This is a genomic window from Nostoc sp. FACHB-190, from assembly GCF_014696905.1.
Classification (GTDB): domain Bacteria; phylum Cyanobacteriota; class Cyanobacteriia; order Cyanobacteriales; family Nostocaceae; genus Nostoc_B.
This window is the reverse complement of sequence record NZ_JACJQW010000103.1, coordinates 1-4295: the sequence shown is the minus strand read 5'-3', so window position 1 is coordinate 4295 and position 4295 is coordinate 1. Positions and strand designations below refer to the sequence as shown.

At 39.7% G+C, this 4295-nt stretch carries 8 protein-coding genes; all 8 read left to right on the top strand.

Annotated elements, in window-relative coordinates; genetic code table 11:
- On the top strand, positions 1-606 hold a 606-nt coding region (locus tag H6G28_RS36280), incomplete at its 5' end, for an AAA family ATPase (protein WP_190678232.1).
- 85 nt (positions 607-691) lie between these two features.
- Entirely contained in the window at positions 692-1042 is a 351-nt protein-coding gene (locus tag H6G28_RS36275) for a hypothetical protein (protein WP_190678229.1), read from the top strand.
- Positions 1043-1108: 66 nt separating this feature from the next.
- Positions 1109-1642, top strand: a complete 534-nt coding sequence (locus H6G28_RS36270; protein ID WP_190678226.1) for a WGR domain-containing protein — start codon at positions 1109-1111, stop codon at positions 1640-1642.
- 29 nt (positions 1643-1671) lie between these two features.
- Positions 1672-1953, top strand: coding sequence for a hypothetical protein (locus H6G28_RS36265; RefSeq protein ID WP_190678223.1), 282 nt, complete (start codon positions 1672-1674; stop codon positions 1951-1953).
- Between the two features lie 97 nt (positions 1954-2050).
- A complete protein-coding gene (locus tag H6G28_RS36260; RefSeq protein WP_190678221.1) occupies positions 2051-2317 on the top strand; it encodes a hypothetical protein in 267 nt (88 codons plus the stop codon).
- Between the two features lie 59 nt (positions 2318-2376).
- Positions 2377-3270 (top strand): hypothetical protein, encoded by an 894-nt coding sequence (locus H6G28_RS36255; RefSeq protein WP_190678218.1) that lies wholly within the window; start codon positions 2377-2379, stop codon positions 3268-3270.
- 55 nt (positions 3271-3325) lie between these two features.
- The gene (locus H6G28_RS36250; RefSeq protein ID WP_190678215.1) at positions 3326-3625 is read left to right on the top strand and encodes a hypothetical protein; all 300 of its coding nucleotides are present in this window, start codon (positions 3326-3328) and stop codon (positions 3623-3625) included.
- A gap of 208 nt (positions 3626-3833) precedes the next feature.
- On the top strand, positions 3834-4295 hold a 462-nt coding region (locus tag H6G28_RS36245; protein WP_190678211.1), incomplete at its 3' end, for a DUF1822 family protein.

Sequence of the window (4295 nt, the reverse complement as noted above, 5' to 3'; positions counted from 1 at the left end):
GTTAAACGAGCTTTGAAAACTGCCGAAGCTATTGCACCGTGTGTCTTGTGGGTTGACGAAATAGAAAAGGCTTTGTCTGGTAGTGGTGACACAAGTGGTGTTTCTCAAAGGATTCTTGGATCTATCCTCACCTTTATGTCTGAGTGTACTGCTGGGGTGTTTGTTGTCGCCACCTGCAACGACATTTCGGCATTACCGCCCGAACTCAAAAGGAAAGGACGTTTTGATGAAAATTTCTTTGTAGATTTGCCATCTGAACCAGAACGGGCGCAAATCCTCAGCATTCATCTGCATCGCTTTGGGATTGCGATTGAGGATGAATATCTGGAAGCGATCGCATCCCAAACTGACAAGTTCTCCGGCGCTGAGTTGGAGACGCTGGCTGCTGAAGCTGCACTATTGGCATTCGATGAAGGCAGACCGCAGCAGGTGACTTTGGGTGATCTGGAGGCTTGTCGGCAGACGATTACACCACTGGCTGTACAGGATGCGGCGGCGGTAGAGCGAATGAGAGACTGGGCGAAAACTGCAAGGGCGGCTTCTAGTGCGTTCGCTCAAGCACCAACCAAGTCATTGAAAACTGCGCGGTATCGAAACCTTAACTGATGAATGGGCGATCGCTCTTGTTAACAACACAAGAGCGATCGCTACGCTAACAATTTTTGAAATAATATTTATCAAGGAAAAAATCATGTCCAAAGATTTAGTAACTTATTATGGACAAACTGAACTTATCGACAAACTTGTTGATAAGTATGGCGCATATTTAGAACAGCTAACTAGAGAAACAAAGCTCTTGTTTCGTATCACTTTATCAACTTATGTGTTGATGCAACAAGAATACACTGCATCTGAATATTCAATATCAGCAGCATTGGAAGATGCGCTATGTGAACTAGTTATTCCCGACAGTATTCCTCAAGATTTGTACGATATTTGTTCGCAACTTGAGGGACTAACTGTGGATGAAGCCGAATCGATTTTAGAAGCTCTACAACATCAAATACGCTGGGGCAATGCACGAGTACTAGTAAGCCAATAGGTTAATTATAGGCGAGCATTTGGTAAATAAGCTGCTCACCTATTTATTAAATACGTAATATAAAGAATGGAAACATATTTAGTTTATGCTGATGCTGTAAACAACAGCAACAAATTTTGGTCAGCCAAAGTTGAGAGTAATCAATTGATTGTCCAGTGGGGACGAGTCGGCTACAAATCCCAAACTAAAACTCACACTTTCACTAATCCCCAACAAGCCATCAGCAAGTACAATAATTTAGTTTTTGAGAAAAAGTCTAAGGGCTATCAAGAAAGCCAGCCGCAGATTGATTCTTGCAGTATTGGGGATATCAGAAGGGCGTTGCAAATACTTACTACTCTGCGTCGTTATGTCGAAACTCGCAACTTTAACCCTGGTTACATTGAAGCATTAAATGATTATTTGAAAATCATTCCCACACCATTGGGAATGCAAATTGACCCCTGCCACATTTACAATTCTGTGGCAGATGTTGACCATCAGATTAGATTGCTCAACTCACTGCTGCCTATCGAAAAGCCGCAGCAATCAAAAGATGATTCTGGGGAGAAAGTTGTTAGTTTAAAGTCAATCAGCCAGCATTTCTGGCGGGTAGTTTAGCATAATTTGCAGTACAGAAGGATAAAACTATGGCAAAAATAATTGTTAGTTCTTGGGAATCAGAGGGGTATGGACACAATTCTCATCATGATAAACAAATACATCCTCAATACCTAAAAATTCGAGAAATATGTGAGCAATTAGGAATTGATATTCCAGAAATGGACACACAAGTTACATCTCTTAGCACAAGAACAGAGATTATTGCAGATGAAGTGGTATTAGATTATGTAGAGCCAATTTACCGTAGTGATGCAGATGGATTTTCCCCATATCAATTAGATCCAACTGACTACATCAATCCTGAATAAATAATCATATTCCCCAGTTATGTATTTGGCTGGGGAGTATTGTTAAAAGTTTTCAAAAATAGCTACGCTAAATTTCTAAAAATTCTAAAATATTGGTATGGAAATCAAAACAATTTCGGTAACATATCAAAGAAAATTCAATTTAGGCGATTATGAATCGGTAGAAATAGGCTGTTCACTCTGGGGACAAATAGACCCTGAAGAAGATGCCGAAGGCGCAACTCAGTTTTTATTTGAGCAAGCGAAAACTGCGGTTAAAGAAGCCGCAATGCCCTTGATTTCAAAATCAGTTCATCAGATGAATAAAGCGAAGATTTACAAAAAAACTGATGCTCTGAATGAGGACGAACTGGATAGTTTTTGATTCCGATTTGCTCCGCTAATCATCTTGAGAAAATCAATGAAAATTCGAGGACATAAACAATGGTTAATGAAATCAAACTAGGCTTAGGAAATCCCCCATACCCCATTTATCTATATGTAGACAAACTAGAAGTTGAAGGCAGGGTTTATGGTTGGTATAACTACGATTTTAATAAAGATAAACAAATTCCCGTCCCTTATAAGGCTTTAACAGGTTATATTTGCGAGCTTAAACTAACTGGTAAAGAATTTAAAGGCAAAGATAATCTGAAACTAGATGTTGTTGTCTGTGCCGATGAACTTTATGTTATCAGAAGCGGAATTGAAACTAATTTCAGTAAATCTTTCTTGCTGGCAGCATCATTGGTAGAAGATTTTTCAAAACCTCTGCAAATTGTTGCTAATCCTGGGGATGAGAACGTCGTATTTTGTTCCTTGTATGATGCCACAACTAAGGCTAAAATTCGTTATCAATGGAATCCTACTGCTGACTGGGGTAGCATCATTGAAAACATTCAATTAAAAATGGGTAGTGTGAAATACGATTTAGATTTTGATGAAGACGCTGTAGACCCCTCGTCAAAACCGGTCACAAAGCCCCAACCATCGACTCAACCTAAAGCTCCCGCGTCAGCAGCACATCCGCATGACGTGAGGGTTAAGCAAGTCCGTATTCTGACCGACTATCCTGTTGACTTGATCAGAAAGTGGTTGCAGTCTCAAGGCGTAAATTATCCCAGTCAACTCTCTGCTCAGAGGGTTGATGAATTAATAAAAACCATCTGCCTTGGATGGGCGGCGAACCATCATTTTGACCTTGACCCGAATTACATTGAACTTTCTTATCGGGAGCAAGTGATAGATACAATCGCCTCTGGAGTTCCAGAAATACAAGCCATCCAGCAGTGGATGAACTATGTTGCGGGACTGAGAACTCCAGCAGGTGTTCGGTAGATTCTAAAAGCAGCCGACATTGGCTGCTGATTTTTTTAGCAACATGGAGAAGAAAATGCCCCGAATTAAATTGAATCAATTAATTGAATTACTCAATCAAAATTCACTTCCACAAGGAATACTAGAATTCAAGGATGATAACTGGCGCAATTGGAGAATAGAACTGGAAGTTGAATATTTTCCAGTAGATGATAGCATTCCCGAATCGGAATTAACAGATGATGACTATGAGGAAGTACCACGTTGCGATCTCCAGTGCTTAGATAATTGTTATCTCCAATTCACGAGTTTTGGAAGTGATTACAAAGAAGCTTTATTGGATTGTTTAGAACGGGCAGAATTAATCAATAGCTAATCAGGAATGCTGAAGAATTTAAATCAAATTTTATAGATTTCTATGTTAATTGAGGAATAATTGGAGAGTTAGATCAGCAATTTCCAGAGCTTTTCAAAAACTTTTTTGAATAAAAGATAAAAATAAAAAGTAATTTACAAAAGTAGCTTATAAACTGCTTTCTCTTGCGGCTTTGCCAAAGATTACTGAATATTTCAGCAAAAAATCAATGGATTTACTACTAGAAGTTACTCGTGAAAATCAAAACTCAGCTTGGGAACAAACTCAGTTCCTTCCCACACAAAGCACACGCTTTCAAGCTTATCTCAATCGCGTTGCATTGTTAGCTGTTCTGCCTTGGCTAGAAGAAACTTGGAATACTACAGCTACAGTACAAAGCTGCTGGGAACTAGTCAATGGTACAGCTATTAATGTTGGTGAAATTCGCATAGTATTGATTCCCACTGAAGCAATTGATTTGAGCGAAATTCGTGTTCCTCAAGAATGGGTTGACATTCCTAGTTGGGCAGCAGATTTTTATTTGGCTGTGCAAGTGAATGTTGAGGATGGAATAGTTAGAGTTTGGGGATATACGACTCACCTAGAACTCCAACAGCAAGGTAATTACGATGGACGCGATCGCTCCTACTCCCTGGACGCAGAACAGCTAACACGGGATATTAATCTACTG